This is a genomic window from Kitasatospora sp. NPDC094016, from assembly GCF_040304045.1.
In the GTDB taxonomy this organism is placed as follows: Bacteria; Actinomycetota; Actinomycetes; order Streptomycetales; family Streptomycetaceae; genus Kitasatospora.
The window spans coordinates 1-17,085 of the sequence record NZ_JBEOUK010000045.1; the positions used below are offsets into that span (position 1 = coordinate 1).

Sequence of the window (17,085 nt, forward strand, 5' to 3'; positions counted from 1 at the left end):
CCCCGCCGGCGCCCCCCGCCCCCCCGCGCGCCCGGCGCGCCCCCCCCCCCCGCGGTGCCCGCCCCCCCGCGGGCCCCCCCCCCCCCCCCCCCGCTCGTACGGGCCGCCGCCGTTTCGCGCCGGGCGCGGGCCCGGTCAGGCCTTCTTGACCACGCTCGACTTGAGTTGCATGGCGCCGAACCCCTCGATCCGGCAGTCGATGTCGTGGCCGTCGACGCCGTCGACCAGGCGGATGTTGCGGACCTTGGTGCCCGCCTTGATGCCGGAGACACTGCCCTTGACCTTGAGGGCCTTGACGACGGTCACGGTGTCGCCGTCGCTGAGCACGTTGCCGACCGCGTCCCGGATCACTCGCTCGCCCGGGCCGGCCGGTTCGGCGGCGCCGCCTGCCGCGGGCATCCACTCGTGGCCGCACTCCGGGCAGACCATGAGGGCGTTCATCTCATAGGTGTACTCGCTGGAGCACGACGGGCACGGGGGGAGGTGGTCGCTCATGCGCGCGGGCTGTCCTCTCGGGTCGGGCCGGGGGTCGGCGGCTCGCCAGCATGTATGAAGTTGAAGAATTTTTCAAATCGCTTGTTCGACGGCATTCGACCGCGGACGGTGACGTTTCCGGCGGGGCGTGCGCGCAGGCCGTGGACGCGGGTGTCCGATGACTGGTATCCAGGCCACTGGCAGCGCGACTGGCGGCCGGTCGGTTCCCACCGCCTCCTCGCGGGCTCACCGGCCCACAGGCGGACGGGTGTTGAGGCCGGGCCAGGACGTACAACCAGGAAAGCGGAGACGATGCGCAGAGTTCTGATCGTCGGCGCCGGGCAGGCCGGCCTCCAACTGGCCCTGGGGCTCCAAGCCCACGGCTACGACGTGACGGTGATGACCGACCGCGACGCGGACGCGGTCCGGGGCGGCCGGGTGCTGTCCACCCAGTGCATGTTCGACGCCGCGCTGCGGACCGAACGCGACCTCGGCCTGGACCTCTGGGCGGACACCGCACCCCGGATCGAGGGCCTCGGAGTCTCCGTCGCCGGGCCGGGGTCCGCGCGGGTGATCGACTGGGTCGGGCGCCTGGACGCGCCCGCGCAGTCCGTCGACCAGCGGCTGAAGATGCCCACCTGGCTGGAGACCTTCGCCGGGCGCGGCGGCCGGGTGGTGATCCGCCCGGTGACCGTCGTCGACCTCGAACACCTCTCCGGCTCCTACGACCTGGTCCTGGTCGCGGCCGGCAAGGGCGACCTGGCCGCGATGTTCGAGCGCGACCACGAGCGCTCCCGGTACGACCGGCCGCAGCGCGCGCTGGCCGCCAGCTACGTGTACGGGCTCGGCCCGCGCCCCGAGTACGACTTCCATGCCGTCCGCTGCGACGTGGTGCCCGGCGTCGGCGAACTGTTCGTCATGCCGGCGCTGACGGCCGCCGGCCCGTGCGACCTCCTGCTCTGGGAGGCCGCCCCGGGCGGCCCGGCGGACGCCTTCGACGGGGTCCGCGACCCGGCCGAACACCTGCGGGTGACGCTCGACCTGATGAAGACCTTCACTCCTTGGGAGTATGACCGCGCTCGGGCCGGAATCGAACTCACCGACGCCGGCGCCACCCTCGCCGGGCGCTTCACCCCCGTCGTGCGCCACCCGGTCGGCGAACTGCCCGGCGGCGGAGCGGTGCTGGGCGTCGCGGACGTCGTCGTCCTCAACGACCCGATCACCGGCCAGGGCTCCAACAACGCCGCCCGGTGCGCGGCCGGCTACCTCGACGCGATCCTCGCGCACGGCGACAAGCCGTTCGACCGCGACTTCATGCGGGCCGCCTTCGACCGCTTCTGGCGGACCGCGCGCCCCAGCACCGTCTGGAGCAACGCGATGCTTGCGCCGCCGCCCGAGCACGTGCTGCGCCTGCTCGGCGCCGCCGGTCGACTCCAGCCCGTTGCCGACCGGTTCGCCAACGCCTTCGACGACCCGGCCGACCTGGAGCAGTGGTTCCTCGACCCCGCGAAGGCGGCCGCCTACCTGGACTCGTTCGCACCACAGGACTGACCGGTGCGGACTGGCCGGTGCGGATCGGCCGGTGCGGATCGGCCGGGGCGCCCGAGCGGGACGACGGGCCCCGTCCGGTCAGCGGGAGTGGGCGGCGAGGCTGAGCAGCAGGTGGGCGGATTCGGGGTGGTGGAAGTCGGAGTGGGCGCCCGCCGGGTTGAGGCGGGTGGCCAGGCCGCCGCGGTAGACCCGGGCGGCGTCGATGTTGACGATCGGGTGGTCCAACTCGGCGTGCGGGTACGGGGAGGCGGTCGGGCGCAGCCGGGTGCTGAACTGGGAGACGGGGGCGGCGCCGGTGCCGGAGTGCCCGATGCCCGGGCGGCCCTCGGCGCGCAGGTGCCAGAAGCCGGTGGCGCGGTCCCAGCGGGAGTGGGTGAGCACCAGCGGGCCGCGCAGCGGGGCGCCGGGCCGGCCGGGGCCGAGGAACAGCCGGGGGAAGAGGTGGGTGAAGGCGTCGCGGGGCGCGGCCATCTGGAAGATCAGCGCGCTGTCGACGGTGAACGGCCGGGTGGGGTCGCCCGGCCGGCTCCAGCCCAGGACCGGCGGTCCGGCGGGCCGGTCGGCCGCGTACTGGACGGCCTCGCAGAGGAAGCGGCCGCCGAAGGAGTGGCCGACCAGGTGCAGGTACTGGCCGTTGCGGTTGGCCAGGACGCGGGCCGCGGCCGGGTCGCCGCGGTCGGCGTCCAGGTAGCCGAGCAGGTGGCCGAGGACGCGCCCGGCCTGCCCCTGGGCGCTCATGGCGTGCGCCCGGGCCCGGATCCGGCGGTAGCCGGCCGGCGAGGGCAGGCTGGAGGACGGCCAGCGCACCACCACGCACCACGGGCGGAACCCCTTGGCCAGCGCGGGGTAGGAGGTCGGTGCGGACCGGTGCAGGGCGGCGGCCTCGGTGAGCAGGGCGGCGGCCGAGCGGTCGGCGGCGGCGGGGCTGGTCTGCCAGCCGTGGACGTAGACGTAGACGTCGGTCGCCCGCGGGGGGATGCGCAGGTGCCGGGCGAGGTGTTGGGCGATCCGGGCCTCGGGCACCGGCGTGCGGGTGCCGGGGACGAGCAGCCGGCCCTCCTCGTCCAGGTCGACGGTGGCGGTGGCGATGGGCGTGGGCGCCGTCACGGGGTCAGCTCCAGGATGCTGTCGAGGCCGCAGTGCAGGGAGTAGGTGAGCGCCAGCGGGTTGCGGTACTCGCGGGCGAACCGCCGGACCAGCTGCTGGGTGATCTCGCCCGCCGTGAACTCCCCGGTGAGGTAGAGGTCGAGGAAGGCGAAGGCGTACTCGGCGGCGAAGACCTGCGGGATCTCGATCTGCGGGCCGAGCACGCCGTTGGCGCCGAGGTCGACCAGTGCCCGGCCGAGGTGTTCCAGTTCGGCGGCCGTGGACTGCCCGGTGTGGCAGGCGTTCAGCAGCACGAACGGCCGGAACATGGCGTCCGGCGCCTCGGCGTGCCGCCGGCGGTGGCGGCGCACCAGGTCGGCGTCGATCTGGCGGTCGTCGGAGAGCCGGACGGCGAGCTGCTCGTACGGGGAGTCGCCGGCGACGAACTGGCCGTGGCACCAGAAGTACATGACGTCCTCGTCCAGCACGGCGGAGGACAGCGCCTTGAGCAGCGGTTCGGACTCGGTGCGCACGGTCAGCTGGGAGCGGTCCTCCAGCAGTTTGCGGACCTCGGGGGCCCGGCCGACGTCGGTGAGCTGGTCGTCGGTGTTGAGGCTGGTGACGGGCCTGGTGCGGGCCGGGTACGGCGGCTGGATCGGCGGGTAGCCGGCGCCGGTCTGCTCGACCTGGTGGCGGTGGCCGAGGAAGTCCGCCCACGGGTCGGCGCGGCCGCCGTCGACGGCGAGCATCGGCCAGGGCAGGTGGAGGTCGGAGTCGAAGCTGATCCGCAGCGAGCCGTGTTCGGTGAGCGTCCGGGTGAGGTACTCGCGGAAGACGGTGAGCTCGCGCTCCGGACCGTCGAGCATCACCTCCAGGAAGTACCGTCCCTCCTCGGCCAGTTCGGCGACCTGCCGCTCGGCGACGCCGGCCAGCCGGTTGAAGTCGACGGCCTGGGCGAAGGGGTAGCCGCCGATCGGCTCGGGGTCGTACTGGACCAGGCGGTCGCGCCAGACGGTCCGCAGCCGGGAGGCCCGGGCGAGCAGGGCGGGGGCGGACACCTTCAGCTCCGCGCGGTGGGGGCGGGACCAGGGCGTGCGCTCGCCGGGCCGGAAGGCGGAGACGAACAGGTCGTCGCGGTGGCGGCGCAGCGAGACCACGAGGTCCAGCGGGGCCGGCTCCTTGGCCTGCGGGGCGTCCGGCGCCTGTTGCCGGGGGAGCCGGGTGAAGTCGGCGGAGGGGTTCTGGCGGATCTCGACGAGGAGGTCCCGGGCCACGCGTTACTCCTCGTCCTGGGCGGTGTCGGCGGTGTCGGCGATACGGGCGACGGCGGGGCCGGGCGGGACGTCGACGACGGCGGACAGGTCCTGGAGCACGGCGCCGTGCCCCCGGTCGTAGACGGTGATCCGGACGGTGTGCGGCCCCGGCACGGACGGGGTCAGCGCGAAGCGGACGGGTTCCCCGGCGGGGCTGTAGTCGGCGACGGGCGGATCGAGCACGGCGTCCGAGGCGGCGACGGCCACCAGGCGCAGGCCCGGCAGCTCGCCGGGGTCGCTCTGCGGCACCTCGGGTTCCAGCCGCAGTTCCAGGTGCACGGTGGCCCGCACCGCCGGCTCGTCGAGCAGAGTGAGCCGGGGCCGCCAGGCCGTCCTGGCCGGCGCGGGCGCCGGGGGGAGGTGCCGCGACCCGCGCGAGCGCCGGATCAGCGCGGCCGGTTCGGACGGTTCGGACGGTTCCGACCCCAGCTCCGCGCGGACGGGGGTGGACGGCAGCGACTCCGGCCCGCCGCCGTCGAGCGGGGCCGGCGACTGCGTCGCGCCGTCGTCGAGTCGGGCCAGGGCCGTCCGGCTCTCCGCGGCCAGCGGATGGCCGTGGCCCAGCAGGGTCCGGCGCGTGGTGTGGACGGCCGCCAGCAGCTCCCGGGCGGCGTCCCGGCGCCCGCTCGCGGCGAGCGCGGCGGCCAGGCCGACGGCCAGGGTGGGGAACACCGGGAGCAGCCCGGGACGCAGGGTGCCGAGGCTGACGGCGACGTCGTCGGCGTGCCGGTGCCCGGTCAGCAGTGTTCCGGCCGGGAGCCGGTCGGCGACGATGCCCTCGTAGACCCGTACCGCCCCGACGGCGTCGCCGGCCCGCAGCCGCGCGTGGGCGAGGCTCTGGCGGATGCTCAGGGTGAGGGGGTTGCGCGGGCCGTGGCTCGCGGCGCACTCCTCGGCGAGTTCCTCCAGCCGGACGACGGCGCGCAGCGGCCGCGGGCCGCAGGCCAGCAGCAGCGCGTGGGCCTCGCGGGCGATGAGGGTGGCGTCGTCGGTGCCGCCGAGGGCGTCGTCCGCGCGGGCGGCGAGGGTGGCGGCCAGGCGCACCGCCGCGTCGTGCTCCCCGTCGAGGTGGCGGGCGACGGCGAGGACGCACCCGGAGCGGACGAGGCCGGGCAGGGCTGGGCCGGCCGGTCTGGTCCAGTCCGCCGTCAGGGGCGACAGTTCGGCGATCGCGCCCTCGTGGTCCCCGGCGAGCAGCAGGGCCTGGGCGAGGCCGTACCGCACGGCGTGGGCGAGCAGGTGCTCCGGGCCGAGGGCCGATTCGGCGGCGGCCAGCGCCTCCCGGTAGCAGTCGGCGCCCTCCGCGTATCGGCCGGCCTCGACGAGGTTGAGCGCGATGCTGTCCAGGTCGTCGAGAGTGTCGAGGGCGTCGAGGGCGTCGGGGGCGTCGGGGGCGTCGGGAACGTCGGGGTGTTCGGCACCGAGGATCCGGGTGCGGTCGGCCAGCACGGCGCGGTAGAGCGCGTCGGCGCGGTCGTGCTCCCAGCGGCGGCGGTGGGCGTGGGCGAGGTCGGTGCACGCGGTGAGGGTGGCGGGGTGGTCCTGGCCGTGTAGGCGCTCGTGGTCGGCGAGCAGCATCAGCCGTTCGACGATCTCCTGCCGCTGCCGGCCGGCGCGGGCGTGGACGGAGGCGAGGCCGGAGCGCTCGCCGAGGGTGTCCGGGTGGTCCGCGCCCTGGACCCGGGTCCGGTGGGCGATCAGCTCGGTGAACAGGGCTGTGGCGCGGTCGAGTTCGCCGGTGGCGAGGACGGCCTCGGCGAGCTGGGAGAGCTGGAGGAGGGTGTCCGGGTGGTCGGGGCCGTGAAGGCGCGCGCGGTCGGCGGCCAGCGCCTCCCGTTCGGCCTCGGCCTGGTGCAGGAGGCCCGCGAGCCGGCGGTCCTGGGCGAGGCTGCCTCGACAGGCGAGGGTGTCGGGGTGGTCCGGGCCCTGGAGCCGGATCCGGTCCCGCAGCAGTGCCTCGTCGAGTTCCGTCGCGGGGCGGTGGTCGCCGCCCGACCGGTACGTCCAGGCCAGCAGGAACCGGGCGCCGAGGGCGTCGGGGTGGTCCGGTCCGAGCGCCCGCTCGGTGTCGGCGACCAGGGGCGCGGCCAGGTCGAGCGCGCGTTGGAGGTCGTAGCCCGCGCGGTACGAGGAGGCCTGCCACCAGCGGGCGTTGAGGGTGTCCGGGTGGTCGGCGCCGAGCACCCGGGCCCGGTCGGCGGCGACGGCGCCGAAGGCCTCGGCCGCGCGGCGCTGGTCGTCCGCGTCGCGGTGGGCGGCGGCCTGCCACCACCGGGTGGTGAGCGTGTCCGGGTGGTCCGGGCCCTGTGCCCGCTCCTGGTCGGCCAGCAGCGCCGTGTACAGCTCGGCGGCGGCGGGGTGGTCGCCCGTCGCCACCACCGACCGGGCGAGGCCGAGCCGCGCGTCGAGGGTGTCGGGGTGGTCCGGTCCGAGCGCCCGCTCGTAGTCGGCGATCAGGGCCCGGAACAGGCCGACCGAGCGGTCGTGCTCGGCCGCCTCGCGGCAGGTCCGGGCCAGGCCGAGCCGGGTGTCCAGGGTGGCGGGGTGGTCGGGGCCCTGGAGCCGGGTGCGGTCGGCCACCAGCGCGCAGTGCAGCTCCGCGGCGCGGCGGTGCTCGCCCGCCTCGGCGTGCGCCCAGGCCAGGGAACCGCGGGCGTCCAGGGTCAGCGGGTGGTCGGCGCCGTGGATCCGGGTGCGGTCGGCGGCCAGGGCCTCGTAGCGGGCGATGGCGCGGCGGTGGTCGTTCGCGCTGGAGGTGGCCCAGGCCAGGCCGGAGCGCGTGGCCAGGGTCTCGGGGTGGTCGGCGCCGCGGATCCGGGTGTCGTCGGCCACCAGTGCGTCGAACAGCTCCACCGCACGGCGGTGGTCGCCGGCCCGCTGGTGACCGTTCGCCTGCCACCAGCGGGCGGTGAGGGTCTGCGGGTGGTCGGCGCCCAGGATCCGGGTGCGGTCGGCCGCCAGCGCGTCGTACAGCTCCACCGCGCGGCGGTGCTCGCCGGCCCGCTGGCAGTCGTGTGCCAGCCACCAGCGGGCATTGAGGGTGTCCGGGTGGTCGGGGCCCTGGATTCGGGCCCGGTCCGCGATGAGCTCCCGGTGGAGCTCCAGCGCCCGGCGGTGCCGGCCGGCGGCGGTGAGCGCCTGCGCCAGCGCCAGGCGGGCGCCCAGGGTGGCGGGGTGTTCCGGCCCGTGGACGCGGGTGTGGTCGGCCACCAGGGCTTCGGACAGCGTGACGGCCCGCCGGTGGTCGCCCGCCTCCCGGCAGCTGTCGGCGTGCCACCAGCGGGTGTTGAGCGTCTCCGGGTGGTCGGGGCCCTGGAACCGGGCGCGGTCGGCCGCCAGCGCTTCGTACAGCTGCGCCGCGATCCGGTGCTCCCCGGCGTCCCCGTGCGCGGAGGCGAGCCACCACCGGGTGCTGAGGGTGCGGGGGTGCTCCTCGCCGTACAGCCGGACGCAGTCGGCGACCAGGTCCGCGTACAGCTCCAGGGCGCGCGGGTGGTTGCCGCTCTCGTCGTGGGTCCGTGCCAGCTGGAGGCGGGCGCCGAGGGTGGCGGGATGCCCGGCGCCGAGCACCAGGGCCAGGTCGGCCAGTACCTGTTCGCGTTCGGCGAGCGCCTCCCGGATCCGTCCCGCGCTCTGGAGGGCGTAGGCCAGGCCGGTGCGGGCGTTGAGGGTCTGCGGGTGGTCGGGGCCGTGGACCCGGCCGTAGTCGGCCACCAGCCGTTCGCGCAGTTCCACGGCCTGCCGGTGGTGCTCCGCCGCGCCGTGCAGCCAGGCCTGCCAGCCGCGGGTGTGGAGGACGGCGGGGTGGTCGGCGCCGAGCACCCGCAGCCGGTCGGCGACGAGTCGGTCGCACAGCTCCGCCGCGTGTCGGTGGTCGCCGGCGTCGCCGAGGGCCCGGGCCAGGCTCAGCCGGGCCTCGAAGGTCTCGTGGTGGTCGGGGCCGTGGACCCGCTCGCGGTCGGCGAGGAGCCGCCGGCAGTCGGCGAGCGCCGCGCGTGGGCGCCCGGCCAGCAGCAGGGTGCGGGTGAGGTTGGACCGTTCGTCCAGGGTGTCCGGGTGGTCCGGGCCCTGGACGCGGGCGCGGTGGGCCACCAGGCCTTCGAACTCGGCCAGTTCGCGGTCGGTCCGGCCCGCGACGCGCAGCGCGTAGGCGAGGTCGCTGCGCTCCTCCAGCGTGCCGGGGTGGTCCGGCCCCTGGGCGCGGGCGCGGTCGCGGACCAGCGCCCGGTGTTCGTCCACCGCCGTCCGGAGTTGGCCCGCCTCGCGGTGGGCGTGGGCGAGACCCCTGCGCGCGTCCAGCGTGTGGGGGTGGTCGGGCCCGAGGACGCGGGTGTAGTCGCCGACCAGATCGGTGAACCGGGTGACCGCCGAGGCCGGGTGCCCGGACTCGCAGTGGGTTGCCGCCAGCCGGCCGCGCGCGAAGAGGGTCTGCGGGTGGTCCGGGCCCTGGACCCGGACGTGGTCGGCGACCAGCGCCTCGTACCCGGCGACCGCGGCCCGGTGGTCTCCCGCGACGAGGTGGGCGGCCGCGAGCCAGTCGCGGCTGGTCAGGGTGTCGGGGTGGTCGGCGCCGAGCACCCGGGCCCGGTCGGCCACCGCCTGCTCGTACAGGGAGATGGCCAACCGGTGCTGACCGGCGGTGAGTTGGGCGTACGCGAGCCCGTTGCGGTGGGCCAGGATGTCCGGGTGGTCGGGGTCGTCCAGGACCCGGCCGGCGTCGGCCAGCAGCCGCTCGAACTCCGCCACCGCCGCCTGGTGCCGACCGGCCACCTGGAGGGCGTAGGCCAGGCCCGCGCGGCTGGTGAGGGTCTCCCGGCTGTCGGCGCCGAGCACCCGCGTCCGGTCGGCCACCACTGAGTGGAACTCCTCGACGGCACGGTGGTGTTCACCCGCCTTGCGGTAGGCGTGGGCGAGCGTGCTGCGGTCGGCGAGGGTGGCCGGGTGGTCGTGGCCCTGGAGCCGGGCGCGGTCGGCCACCACCGCCCGGCAGAGCGCGACGGCGCGGGCCGGGTCGCCGGCCCGGGTGTGGAGCTCGGCGAGCCGGCCCCGGGAGGCCAGCGTGTCGGGGTGGTCGGAGCCCAGCAGGCGGGTCTGGCCGTCGGCCATCGCGGTGACCAGCGGGATGGCGAAGACCCGCTGGGCCCGGTCGGTCAGCTCGCCGGCGGCCAGCCGGTACAGCGCGACGGTCTGCGGGGTGGGGTGCTCGGACGGGCCGCCGGCGGCCAGCTCGCGGATGTGCGGCAGCAGCGCCCGGCGCAGCCGGGGCCCGGCGGTCGGCCAGAGCCGGGCGGCGGCCTCGGCGAGCTGCTGTTCGGCGCGCCGGCGCAGTGGCCGGGCGCCGTCGGAACGGCGCAGCACGCCCTGGAGCAGGCGGTGCACGGTGACGGTGTCGCCGAGGGTGATCAGGTTGTAGTCGGCGAGCAGCCGCAGCGCGGAGTCGACCTCGGCCGGGCGGCGCGCGCCGAAGGGCGTCAGGACTTCGCGCGGCAGCGCCTCGGGGGCGTACCAGGCGAGCGTGCGCAGCAGCTCGACGGCGAACGGGGTGGTGGCCTGGACGGTGCGCAGGGTGGTGTGCCAGAGCCGGGAGACGGTGGCCACCGCGCCGGAGCCGGTACCGGAGCCGGAGCCGGAGCCAGTACCGAAGCCGGAGTCGGCGTCAGGGCCGGCCGGGCTGCTGGTGCGCAGCAGCTCGCGGTAGGCGGCGAAGGTCGTGCCGGTCTGCTGCACGTAGGCGCCGGCCTGGGCGAGGGCGAGCGGGAGGTGGCCGAGTTCGTCGGCCAGGGCGAGCACCTCGGCCTGTTCGGCCCGCGCCCCGGGGTGGGCGGTGCCGCAGAGCAGCCGGGTGGCTTCGGCGGCGTCGAGGACGTCGATCCGTACCGGGCGGATGCCGGGGTGCCAGCCGCCGGCGCGGCGGCTGGTGACCAACTGGTGGCCGCGGCCGAGCAGTCGGCCGAGATAGGGGGTGAGGTGGACCGGGTCCTCGGCGTTGTCGTAGACGAGCAGCCAGCGGTCGTGGGCGCGCAGCCAGGCGAGCGCCCACTCGACCTGCTGGCCGGGCGGGGCGGTGAGGGCCCAGGTGGGGTGGAGGTGGACGGCGAGGTCGGCGAAGGCCTCGGCGAGCTGCTCCTCGGACTCGGCGGCGATCCACCAGATCAGCCGGTAGTGCGCGGCCTCGGCGTAGGCGTAGTGCAGCGCGACGGTGGTCTTGCCGACCCCGCCGAGACCGTGCAGCGTGGTGGCCTGGGTGACCAGCCCGCTGCCGTCGCCGTCCGACAGCGCCTCGGCGATCGCCCGCAACGCGCCGTCGCGGCCCACGAGCCGGTCCGCGGCGCGGGGCGGCAGGTTGGGCGCGGGGGCGCTCGCCTCGACGGTCAGCGCGGCCCGCGCCGCCTCGGGCGGCAGTACGGCCGCCCGCTGCTCGGCGTGCGGGTTCCCGGCGGTGGCGGGCGAGGCCGGGCGGCGCCGCTGGTCGAAGGCCTCGTGGTCGGGCAGGCCGCCCTCGGGCCGGACATGCGTCGTCCTGGACATCAACACTTCGGCGCCCTCACCCCCACGTACGGTTCCGCCCGCCCACCGTAGTCGCGGGCGGGCGCCGTGTCATCGGATCCCGCCGCCCGCTCGGAGGCGGGTACGCGCCCCTGTCGGTACCGGACGGTAGCGTACCCGGATGATCATGCACACCGTTCCCACCTGGCAGGTCACCGAGACGGACGGCCTGGAGACGTCCTGGATCGAGCTCGGTGCCGCCGCCCTGCACGCCCGCGGCCGGGTCGCCGCCGCGCGGCCCGCGCCGTACTGGCTGACGTACGAACTGGAGACCGGCGAGGGCTTCGTCACCCGGCGGATGCGGGTCCGGGCCGAGACCGCCGACGGCGTCCGCGAGCTGGAACTGCGTCAGGACGGCGGCCGCTGGAGTGTCGACGGCGTGGAACGGCCCGACCTGGCCGGCGCGCTGGACTGCGACCTCGGGCTCTCCCCGGTGACCAACACCCCGCCGGTGCTGCGCCACGGCCTCCACCGGGGCCCGGGCGAGCGGCACTTCGTGATGGCCTGGATCCGGGTGCCCGACCTGACGGTGCACCCCTCCCGCCAGACCTACACCCACCTCGGCCTGGACGGCGGGCGGGCCACCGTCCGCTACGCCTCCGGGGACTTCCGCAGCGACCTCGTGCTGGACCGGGACGGCCTGGTCCTCGACTACCCAGGGCTGGCCGGCCGGATCGCCTGACGGCCGGGCGGGCGTCAGTCCGCCAGGCCCAGCGGGTCCGGGGCGGGGGCGAGCAGTTCCGGCCCGTTGGCGCGGACGCTGTTGACGGCGGGGGAGACGGCCCGCACCCGCAGGGCGCCGTCGGTGGGGCGGCGCAGCAGGTGGTGGAGTTCGCCGGAGTCCGTGAGATCGGGGGCGAGCCAGGCGGACAGGTCGGCGGGGGCGATGGTGAGCGGCATCCGGTCGTGGACGCGCCCGGCGCTGTCGGTGGCGTCGGTGGTGATGACGGTGACGGTGGCGAGCCAGGCCGCCGGGTCGTCCTCGGGCCGGGTGCGGTCGCGCCAGAACTCGTACAGGCCGGCCATCAGCATGACCGAGCCGGTGCTGAGGAAGTACGGCTGCTTGTACTTCTTCCGGTCGGCCGCGGCGGGGACCTCGCGCCACTCGAAGTAGCCGTCGGCGGGGATGACGCAGCGCCGCGTGGTGAAGGCCTTGCGGAAGGCGGGCTTGAGGTGGACGGTCTCCGAGCGGGCGTTGATCATGCGCGCGCCGCCGGAGGGGTCCTTGGACCAGGACGGCACCAGGCCCCAGCGCAGCGGGCGCAGCTGCCGCAGCAGCTCGCCGCTCTCCCGGTCGACGCGTTCCAGGACGGCGGGTACCGGGTCGGTGGGCGCCACGTTCCAGCTCGGCGCGAACGACTCGGCCGGATCCCAGCGCAGTTCCCCGAGCAGGGCGACGAGGTCCTGGGGCGTGGTGGTGGAGACGAAACGACCGCACATGCTCCCCACCCTGCCACCAGCGGCCGACAACGCACGGTCGGTACGCGGTCAGTACGCGGGGTGGCGGCCCGGGGTGTGGCCGAAGGTGCGGCGGAAGACGTCGATGAAGGCGCTCGCGGAGGACCAGCCGCAGCGGTGCGCGACCGTGGTGACGGGCAGGCCCTCGGCGAGCAGCACCAGCGCGTGGTGCAGCCGCAGCTGGGTGCGCCACTGCGGGAAGGTCATGCCGAGGTCGGCGCGGAAGAGCCGGGAGAGCGTGCGGTCGCTGGCGCCGACCTCCCGGCCCAGTTCGGCGAGGGTGCGCTGGTCGGCCGGGTCGGCGCGGAGCCGGTCGCAGACCGCGCGCAGCAGCGGTGTGGCGGGGGCGGGCAGGTGCAGCGGCTGCTGCGGGGAGGCGCGCAGCTGGTCGAGCAGGACGGCGCGCAGCCGGGCCCGTTCGGGGCTGCCGTCCTCGGGGGTGCGGGTGTAGGCGACGATCAGCTCGCGCAGCAGCGGTCCGACGGCGAGCACGGTCGGCCGGTCCAGGCCGAGCGGGTTCTCGGTGGCGGGCAGTCCGACCAGGTGGAGGTCCAGCTCGCCGTGGGCCTGGTGGGCGTGCACGGTGCCGGCCGGGACCCAGATGGCGCGGGTGCCGGGGGCGACCCAGGAGCCGGCGTCGGTGGTGATGGCGAGCACGCCGCTGGCCGCGTAGGCGATCTGGTGGTCGTCGTGGCGGTGGGCGTCGATCCCGGCGCCGGAGGCCAACAGCAGGACGCGGGTCGGGGCGACGGGGTCGTGGCGGATGTTCGGCATCACCTGGCAGATTATCGGAAGCCCGACAGGTGCCGCTGCGCCGAACATGTCGGCATGCCGAAGACAACGCCGGACAACCTGCCGATCACGACGCCCAGTGCGTCCACTACATCCAGCAGTACATCCAGTACATCCAGTACGCCGAGTACGCCTGACAATCCGAGGAGCACACCCGCCAAGCGGGACTCCTCGATCACCCTGCTGTCCCTCGGACACGCCTGCGTGGACGTCTACCAGGGCGCGGTGGCCGCCCTGGTCCCGTTCTTCGTGGCCGAGCGCGGCTACGGCTACGCCGCCGTCTCGGGCGTGGTGCTCGCCGCCTCCCTGCTCTCCTCGGTGGCGCAGCCGCTGTTCGGCGCGATCACCGACCGCCACCCGCTGCCCTGGCTGCTGCCGGTCAGCACCTTGGTGGGCGGCGTGGGCATCGCGCTCAGCGGGGTGAGCGGCTCGTACCCGCTGACCCTGACCTTCGTGGCGCTGTCCGGGGTCGGGGTGGCCGCGTACCACCCGGAGTCCGCCCGGGTGGCCCGGCTGGCCGCGCGGGACGGCCACCGGGGGATGGCCTGGTTCTCGCTGGGCGGCAACCTGGGCTTCGCGGCGGCCCCGCTGCTGGTCTCCGTGGTGGTCTCGGGCGGCGGCCTGCGGCTGACCCCGCTGCTGGTGCTGCCGGCGCTCGCGGGCGCCGTCCTGTGCCTGCCGGTGCTGCGCGAGCTGGAGCGGCGGCGGGCCGCAGGGACGGCTTCGGCGCCGGTGGTCGGGGCCGACGACCGGGCCTCGTTCGTGCGGCTGTCGCTGGCCGTGGTGTTCCGCTCGATCGCCTTCACGGGCCTGAGCACCTTCCTCGCGCTGTTCGCCACCCAGCGGGTCGGCGGCGGTACGGCGGCGGGCACCGCGGCGCTGGTGGTGCTGTACGCGGGCGGCGCGGTGGGTTCGGTGCTGGGCGGCGCGCTGGCGGACCGCTGGGGCCGGGTCGCGGTGGCGCGCTGGTCGTACCTGGTGGCGGCGGTGGCCGTGGCGGGCGTGGTGCTGGTGCCGGGCCCGGCGCTGTACGTCTTCGTGGCGCTGACCTCGGCGGGCCTGTACGTGCCGTTCTCGTTGCAGGTCACGCTGGGGCAGGACTACCTGCCGTCGCGGATCGGCACCGCCAGCGGGATCACGCTGGGCCTGACCGTCAGCATCGGCGGCCTGGCGAGCCCGGTGATCGGTGGCCTCGCCGACGCGACCTCGCTGCGCACCGCCCTGCTGCCGCTGGTGCTGATGCCGGTGCTGAGCTGGCTGCTGTTCCGCACCCTGCCGGAGCCGGTCGCGCCCGTCGCGCCTGCTGCTGCGGCCGAGCCCGAGCCGGGTCCGGCGGCTACGCGGTGACGGTCGCGACGACCGCGGCGTAGGCGTCGAACAGCCGGGGCGCGCCCGGCCCGGGGTCGGCGAGCAGCAGCGCCCAGCAGCGGGCGACGAGTTCGCGGGCCGCGGTGCCGGGCCAGGGCTGTGGCAGGAGTTCCGGCGGCAGCAGCGGGTCGGGCCCCATGGCCTCGGTGAAGGAGGCGGCCAACTCCAGGGCGACGGTGAGCAGTTCGGGGCCGTTGAGGCCCTTCTCCAGTCGGGCGAGGCGGTCGGCCGCGACCTCGGCGAGCCGCTGGTGGCCCTCGGCGACCTGGTCCAGCGGCCACCAGCGCCGGGCGAGCGCGCGGGGGTCGTCGGTCTCGCCGGTGCGCAGGCCTGGACATCTGCGACGACTGGGAACCCACCGTCGCCATGCTGGGGAGGTCAGGACACGACGCCCCAGCCCTGTCCGGGGGCGGCGCCGTCGGCCGCGTCCGTGGTCACGGTCGAACCCGCCGTGCCGGTACGGGCGTTGAGGACCAGGCCGGTGGCGACGTTGGTGATGGTGAGCGTGCCGGTGGCGCCGTCCTGGGTGACCCGCCACTCCTGCCAGCGGTTGCCGGGCGAGTAGTCGAGCAGGTAGGCGCTGTTGCCGGGGTCGGTGCCGGCGGCGAGCACGGTGTGCGCGTGGGTGGCGGTGGCGCAGTTGTCGGCGATCCGCACGGTGCCGTCCGGGTTGCTGGTGAAGGTCCACTGCTCGGAGGTGTGCGTGGGCCACCAGGTGTTGACGTCGGCGACGGCGCCGAGCGGCGAGCTGCAGGTCCCCGCCACTTCCAGCACCAGGCCGCCACTGCCGCCGGCGCCGATCGCGTGGTAGCGGCCGTCGTCGACCACCGCAGCCGGCCCGGTGGCCGGCCGGGCGCTGAGCCGGTACAGCGCCACGCCGTGCGGGGCCACCGAGGCGCCGAGCGTGCCGGTGACGGTCGAACTCGCGCCCGTCCACAGCTCCTTGGCGGTGTAGCCGGGCCCGGTGAGGCCGAGTTCGCCGAGGCTGGTGCTCACCGTGCGGCTCGCGGCCGGGTCCTGGTTGACGAGCAGCACAGCGGTGTCGCCGTTCGCCAGCCGCCGCTGGAGGACGACCGGCGCGGTGGCGTTCGCGGGCTTGGCGCCGACCAGGGTGGCGGGCTTGGCCAGCGCGTCCTGGTCGATGGCTATGACGTCGCGGTTCTTCAGGACCGCCAGGCTCGCGGCGTCGATCCCGGTGGACCAGGTGTGGCCGTCCGCGCTGTGCTGGGACTGCGCGGCGGTGCGCAGGTCGGCGCCGGAGACCAGCGGGGCGGCGAGCATCGCGAGGACGGAGGTCTCGGTGCGGGACTCGTCGTCGGTGAACGGCTTGTGGCAGGTGCAGGTGTCGGTGGTGCCCCAGGCGCCGTAGACGTCCTGCCAGCCGGTGAACATCATGTCGAGGTCGTTCCAGCTGCCCGGGCGCACGTTGCCGGGGTACTGCAGCGCGGTCTGCAACTGCCCGTTCCAGAGCACCCCGTCGAGCTCGCTGTCGCGGTCGCCACCGATCCGGCAGAGGTTGGCGACCTGGCCGCACCAGACGCCGGTCGGCGCGTAGCCGGGCGCCTGGAACGGCGCGGTGCCGGCGGCCCGCACCACCGGGTCGGTGCGCGCCGGGTCGTCGGCCGCGAGCAGGTAAGGGACGCCGGTGTGGGCGGGCTGGGCGGAGACGCTGAGGGTGACCCTGGGCCGGCCCTGCGCGGCGGAGGCGGCGTCGAGGGCGCGCTGGAAGGTCTGGACGCGGGCGTAGACCGAGCGGGTGAGTTCCTTTCCCTCGCCCTGCGTGAAGTAGTCGTGGCCGTCCGGGCCGGTGATCTGCGGGCCGTAGGGGCAGTCGTCGTACTTGACGTAGTCGACGCCCCAGGAGACGAAGTCGCTCGCGTCGGTGCTCTCGTGGCCGAGGCTGCCGGGGTGCATCTGGCAGGTGAGGTAGGTGTCGGTGGCGTAGAGGCCGAACTTCATGCCCTTGCCGTGCGCGTACTGGGCGAGGTACTCGATGCCGTTGACGGTCCGCCCGTTGACGGTCTGCGCGGGGAAGTGGTCCGGGCGGGGGAGGAGGTGGCCGGAGGTGGGGTCGTCGCCGGTGCCGTCGGTGCCGCTGACGGGGTTCCCGGCGGTGTCCTGGAGCTGGAGGCCGCCGTCGGCGTTGCGGACCAGGTCGGTGCTCTGACCGTCGCGGTGCCAGAGCGACCAGCCGTCGTCGATGGTGACGGTGTCGTAGCCGGCCGCCACCAGGCCGTTGGCGGCCATGAAGTCGATGGTCTGGACGACCTGGTCCTCGGTGACCTCGGTGCCGAGGGAGTTCCAGGAGTTCCACCCCATGGGCGGGGTGAGGGCGTTGCCGTTGCCCAGGGCGGCGGCGGGGGCGGCCGTGCCGAGCGTGAGGGTGCCGAGGCCGGTGGCGGCGAGGGCCAGCGCGAGCACGGGTGCCGCGAGGCGGTGGGGGATGTGGCGCATGCGTGCTCCTGAGGGTGTGGGGGAGGTGACGGTGTGCCGGGTG

The 17,085-nt window shown here is 75.7% G+C and carries 12 protein-coding genes; 3 read left to right on the forward strand and 9 right to left on the reverse strand.

The genetic code is table 11. The features are described from left to right. Positions 1-135: 135 nt before the first annotated feature. Positions 136-495, reverse strand: a complete 360-nt coding sequence (locus ABT015_RS30585) for a zinc ribbon domain-containing protein YjdM (RefSeq protein ID WP_063345891.1) — start codon at positions 493-495, stop codon at positions 136-138. Positions 496-786: 291 nt separating this feature from the next. On the opposite strand from ABT015_RS30585, the gene ABT015_RS30590 reads away from it, so the two are divergent. Next, on the forward strand, positions 787-2,025 hold the full coding sequence (locus ABT015_RS30590) for a styrene monooxygenase/indole monooxygenase family protein (RefSeq protein ID WP_350884831.1): 1,239 nt from the start codon (positions 787-789) through the stop codon (positions 2,023-2,025). 78 nt (positions 2,026-2,103) lie between these two features. Here the strand turns inward: ABT015_RS30590 and ABT015_RS30595 are convergent, their stop codons facing one another. The 3 genes from ABT015_RS30595 to fxsT are packed head-to-tail and all read right to left on the reverse strand — an operon-like array spanning position 2,104 to position 10,952. Then, the gene (locus ABT015_RS30595; protein ID WP_350884833.1) at positions 2,104-3,132 is read right to left on the reverse strand and encodes a hypothetical protein; all 1,029 of its coding nucleotides are present in this window, start codon (positions 3,130-3,132) and stop codon (positions 2,104-2,106) included. Next, on the reverse strand, positions 3,129-4,385 hold the full coding sequence (locus ABT015_RS30600; protein ID WP_350884835.1) for a CHAT domain-containing protein: 1,257 nt from the start codon (positions 4,383-4,385) through the stop codon (positions 3,129-3,131). Before ABT015_RS30600 ends, ABT015_RS30595 begins: the two co-directional genes overlap by 4 nt. A 3-nt stretch (positions 4,386-4,388) precedes the next feature. Then, on the reverse strand, positions 4,389-10,952 hold the full coding sequence (gene fxsT, locus ABT015_RS30605) for an FxSxx-COOH system tetratricopeptide repeat protein (protein ID WP_350884837.1): 6,564 nt from the start codon (positions 10,950-10,952) through the stop codon (positions 4,389-4,391). 139 nt (positions 10,953-11,091) lie between these two features. On the opposite strand from fxsT, the gene ABT015_RS30610 reads away from it, so the two are divergent. Continuing rightward, positions 11,092-11,652 (forward strand): putative glycolipid-binding domain-containing protein, encoded by a 561-nt coding sequence (locus ABT015_RS30610; RefSeq protein ID WP_350884840.1) that lies wholly within the window; start codon positions 11,092-11,094, stop codon positions 11,650-11,652. Positions 11,653-11,666: 14 nt separating this feature from the next. Here the strand turns inward: ABT015_RS30610 and ABT015_RS30615 are convergent, their stop codons facing one another. From ABT015_RS30615 to ABT015_RS30625, 3 genes are read right to left on the reverse strand one after another with little or no spacing between them, the layout of a single operon-like run. Continuing rightward, positions 11,667-12,410 (reverse strand): SOS response-associated peptidase, encoded by a 744-nt coding sequence (locus ABT015_RS30615; RefSeq protein WP_350884842.1) that lies wholly within the window; start codon positions 12,408-12,410, stop codon positions 11,667-11,669. Positions 12,411-12,458: 48 nt separating this feature from the next. Next, positions 12,459-13,202 carry an AraC family transcriptional regulator gene (locus ABT015_RS30620; RefSeq protein ID WP_350884845.1) on the reverse strand — a complete coding sequence of 248 codons (744 nt, stop codon included), beginning with the start codon at positions 13,200-13,202 and terminating at the stop codon, positions 12,459-12,461. Between the two features lie 11 nt (positions 13,203-13,213). Further along, a complete protein-coding gene (locus ABT015_RS30625) occupies positions 13,214-13,399 on the reverse strand; it encodes a hypothetical protein (protein ID WP_350884981.1) in 186 nt (61 codons plus the stop codon). Positions 13,400-13,424: 25 nt separating this feature from the next. On the opposite strand from ABT015_RS30625, the gene ABT015_RS30630 reads away from it, so the two are divergent. Next, positions 13,425-14,567, forward strand: coding sequence for an MFS transporter (locus tag ABT015_RS30630; protein ID WP_502897439.1), 1,143 nt, complete (start codon positions 13,425-13,427; stop codon positions 14,565-14,567). Here ABT015_RS30630 and ABT015_RS30635 read toward each other — a convergent pair. Then, the gene (locus tag ABT015_RS30635; RefSeq protein ID WP_350884969.1) at positions 14,557-14,985 is read right to left on the reverse strand and encodes a PaaX family transcriptional regulator C-terminal domain-containing protein; all 429 of its coding nucleotides are present in this window, start codon (positions 14,983-14,985) and stop codon (positions 14,557-14,559) included. The two genes, ABT015_RS30630 and ABT015_RS30635, sit on opposite strands and share 11 nt — an antisense overlap. Beyond that, entirely contained in the window at positions 14,967-17,042 is a 2,076-nt protein-coding gene (locus ABT015_RS30640) for an RICIN domain-containing protein (RefSeq protein WP_350884848.1), read from the reverse strand. Before ABT015_RS30640 ends, ABT015_RS30635 begins: the two co-directional genes overlap by 19 nt. Positions 17,043-17,085 lie beyond the last annotated feature (43 nt).